This window comes from Pseudomonas sp. AGC41, assembly GCF_057334555.1.
Genome location: NZ_JBHFJB010000051.1, coordinates 31,723 through 34,445 on the forward strand (window position 1 = coordinate 31,723; position 2,723 = coordinate 34,445).

General features: G+C 60.3%; 2 protein-coding genes. Both read right to left on the bottom strand.

What is annotated here, in order from left to right; genetic code table 11:
• Positions 1-140 precede the first annotated feature (140 nt).
• Entirely contained in the window at positions 141-635 is a 495-nt protein-coding gene (locus ACE04F_RS10450) for a DUF934 domain-containing protein (RefSeq protein WP_486106450.1), read from the bottom strand.
• Positions 619-2,277, bottom strand: a complete 1,659-nt coding sequence (locus ACE04F_RS10455; RefSeq protein WP_486106452.1) for a nitrite/sulfite reductase — start codon at positions 2,275-2,277, stop codon at positions 619-621. Before ACE04F_RS10455 ends, ACE04F_RS10450 begins: the two co-directional genes overlap by 17 nt.
• Positions 2,278-2,723: the final 446 nt, after the last annotated feature.

A 2,723-nucleotide genomic window follows, 5' to 3' on the forward strand; every position in this document is an offset into this window, starting at 1 on the left:
ACGGCGGTGCATTCGCCATGGATGCAAACTGATCCACCGATTTCGCGAGCAGGCTCGCTCCCACAGTGGTTTCGAGTCGAGACCAATAAAAAAGCCCTGACCCGGTGCACCCGGATCAGGGCTTTTCCATGCTTCAACTATCAGCGACGACGGAACAGCGGCAACGGTTCGTCAGTGGCCGCCTGATAAGTCACCGAAAAGTCCCTGAGGCTTTCGAGGGCTTCATAGGGGTCTTTGTCGGCACGCAGGGCAAAGGCGTCAAAACCGCAGCGGCGCATGTAGAACAGCTGGTCGCGCAGCACATCGCCAATGGCGCGCAACTCGCCCTTGAAGCCATAACGTTCGCGCAACAGGCGCGCGTTGGAGTAGCTGCGCCCGTCGGTGAAGGCCGGGAAGTTCAGGGCGATTACCTGGAGCTGATTGGCGTCATCGCCGATCTCTTCCGCTTCTTCATCGGCATCCAGCCACACGCCCAGGCCGCCATCGCGGGCTTTGAGCGCATGGGCATGGTCGCGCCAAAGGGCGAGGGGCACGATCAGGTCGTCGCAGTTGGAAATGCCATCGAAGCTCGCGTCCTTGGGCAGCAAGTGCCAGGTTTCGTCGATGACCTCGTTGTTCTTAATGATTCGCTGCATAGACGCGTTCCTTGAAGAGGTCGATGCCGATACGTTGATAAGTGTCGATGAAACGCTCGTCTTCGGTACGTTGTTCGATGTACACGTCGATCAGCTTCTCGATCACATCCGGCATGTCGTCCTGGGCAAACGACGGGCCGAGGATCTTGCCCAGGCTGGCGTCGCGGCTGCCGCTGCCGCCGAGGGAGACCTGGTAGAATTCCTCGCCTTTCTTGTCCACGCCGAGGATGCCGATGTGGCCGACGTGGTGGTGACCGCAGGCATTCATGCAGCCGGAAATGTTCAGGTCCAGCTCGCCGATGTCGAACAGGTAGTCGAGGTCGTCGAAGCGGCGCTGGATCGACTCGGCGATCGGGATCGACTTGGCATTCGCCAGCGAGCAGAAATCCCCGCCCGGGCAGCAGATCATGTCGGTCAGCAGGCCGATGTTCGGCGTGGCGAAGCCTTGCTCGCGCAGCTCGCCCCACAGGGCAAACAACTGGCTCTGTTCAACGTCCGCCAGGATGATGTTCTGCTCGTGGGACGTGCGCAGCTGGCCAAAGCTGTAGCGGTCGGCCAGGTCGGCCACGGCGTCCATCTGCTTGTCGGTGATATCGCCCGGTGCGACACCGGTCGGCTTCAGCGACAGGGTCACCGCGACGTAGCCCGGCTTCTTGTGCTTGAGAGTGTTGCGTGTCCGCCAGCGCGCGAAGCCCGGGTGTTCCTTGTCGAGGGCAGCCAGTTCGGCGTCCTGGTTGTCCAGGGCCTTGTAGGCCGGGTCGACGAAATGCTTGGCCACGCGATGGACTTCGGCTTCGGTCAGGGTGGTCTGGCCGCCACGCAGGTGGACCATTTCGGCCTCGACCTTTTCGGCGAACACTTCAGGCGTCAGGGCCTTGACCAGGATCTTGATCCGCGCCTTGTATTTGTTGTCGCGACGCCCGTAGCGGTTGTACACCCGCAGGATGGCGTCGAGGTAGCTCAGCAGATCCTGCCATGGCAGGAACTCGTTGATGAACGCGCCGACCACCGGCGTACGGCCCAGGCCGCCCCCCACCAGCACGCGGAAGCCCAGCTCGCCGGCGGCATTGTAGACCGCTTCGAGGCCGATATCATGGACTTCGATGGCCGCGCGGTCCGAGGTCGAGCCATTGATGGCGATCTTGAACTTGCGCGGCAGGTAGGCGAATTCCGGGTGGAACGTGGTCCATTGCCGAACGATCTCGCACCATGGGCGCGGGTCGATCAGTTCGTCGGCCGCGACGCCGGCAAACTGGTCGGTGGTCACGTTGCGCAGGCAGTTGCCGCTGGTCTGGATCGCGTGCATCTGCACGGTGGCCAGTTCCGCGAGGATCTCGGGCACGTCTTCCAGGGCAGGCCAGTTGTACTGGACGTTCTGCCGGGTACTGATGTGGGCATAGCCCTTGTCATAGTCGCGGGCAATCTGGGCCAGCTTGCGCACCTGGCGCGAGGTCAGCTGGCCATAAGGCACCGCCACGCGCAGCATCGGGGCGAAGCGCTGGATATACAGGCCATTCTGCAAGCGCAGAGGGCGGAATTCTTCTTCGCTCAGCTCGCCTGCCAGATAGCGTCGGGTCTGATCACGGAACTGCTTGACGCGGTCCTCGATGATCCGCTGATCGTACTCGTCATATACGTACATATAAGTCTCGTTCTCAGGCTTGGGCCGATCAGAAACAGCTGCAGGTTGGCTCGCTGAAATCGGGTTCTGCCTCGGCAATTCTGCGCGCACGGCCGCGCACTCCTAGAGGAGCCGGTGCAAGATACCTGTTTTGAGTTATGCGCAAAAGTGATGTTTGAGTATATGTAAAGAACCAAATCGACTAATGCCTTCGATTATTGGCTAACCCACATTTGTCGTACGGGCAATCATCGTCTTAACTGTGGTCGAGTCCCTATGCAATCACCTACAAAACCGACAAGAGGCGATGCAATGAGTAATCCGACCAAAGCAAGGAAAAGCGACAGTACCGTTGATGCCTGGGCCATTCTGTTCCTGATTATCCTGGTGGTGGGCACGGCGGTGTTCTGGGTCAGTCATCAATAAATGGTAGCCCTGGCGGTGAACAAACTGTGGGAGGGGGGGGG

Coding starts and splice junctions, on each gene's coding strand:
- ACE04F_RS10450 (WP_486106450.1), bottom strand. CDS start 635: ATGCAGCGAATCATTAAGAACAACGAGGTCATCGACGAAACCTGGCAC.
- ACE04F_RS10455 (WP_486106452.1), bottom strand. CDS start 2,277: ATGTACGTATATGACGAGTACGATCAGCGGATCATCGAGGACCGCGTC.